The organism is Paenibacillus sp. MZ04-78.2 (genome assembly GCF_024213375.1).
GTDB lineage: Bacteria > Bacillota > Bacilli > Paenibacillales > NBRC-103111 > Paenibacillus_G.
Genome location: NZ_JANAVJ010000119.1, coordinates 1 through 902, shown reverse-complemented (window position 1 = coordinate 902; position 902 = coordinate 1). Strand labels below are relative to the sequence as shown.

1 protein-coding gene and 1 pseudogene are annotated in these 902 nt (G+C 37.0%); both read right to left on the bottom strand.

The window, feature by feature from the left end; all coding sequences use genetic code 11:
* Nucleotides 1–56: 56 nt before the first annotated feature.
* Nucleotides 57–230, bottom strand: a pseudogene (locus NLX71_RS26290) (IS4 family transposase); the annotation flags it as partial.
* Nucleotides 231–411: 181 nt separating this feature from the next.
* Nucleotides 412–902: hypothetical protein (locus NLX71_RS26285; RefSeq protein ID WP_254366760.1), on the bottom strand; the 491-nt coding region annotated here is incomplete at its 5' end.

Genomic DNA, 902 nt, shown 5'->3' with positions numbered 1-902 from the left:
ATCCCTCCACTTCAGGTTATTTCACATTGTAATGGATTAAGAGAAAAGACTCAAAGGTAATTTCGGGGCTTTAGAGAAAGCACGAAAACAAGCTGAAAAAGGTATGCCGCCGTAAATCCAAATTTCTTGTTGATTTTTGCGTCTTTTAAATGCTTGAGGACGTTCAACTCTTGGAAAGCCGGTTTAATTTCTTTTGGTAGTTGATTGCACGACTCTTTTTGCTTTATCATATAGAGGACACCTCTTCTGTATGGTATGTGTTGCTCGACACAATCACTATACCAAACCGAAGAGGTGTTTTTCTATTTTTTCAAGGGATAGATCTTTATCTTGATGCCGCTTTCTTTTTCAAGGGTTCATGGCCAATTTTTCTCTGTGAAGTTTGAGTTATTATCTCAACTACTTGATTCCCTAATCTTCCTCATCTTCTTTTCTTTCCGCCTCAAAAGTCTCCATCCAATATTTTGCCCTAAAAGTCACTAATTCACTAGGTGAAGATACTAAAGTTGCTATAAAATCCTCTGCATTTTCATCAATCCATACAATTGTCTCAAAATACTTTTCAACGACTGCAGCTGACCATGATGGATTTATTCGTTTCGAAAGTTTTTTGAGTTCAGGTAGTGCGAGTTCAGAAATGTCCTCAGGCATATATTGTATCGCATCAAGGGCCCAATAATGAGGTGCACTTGTGTCCTCTTCACTCAAAATATTCAAAAGGTATTCCAAATATCGGGAAGAAGGGTGAATTATTGCTGAACCAATCCAATGTTGAGGATCTTTCCAAATCTTCGATAAAAAACTGTGTTTCATATATGATATTATTTCGTAACTATTCAGGTATCTTATAAACGCCCAAAATCTCTGCTGTACGCGGCGGAGATTTTTTTGTAAACTTGTTC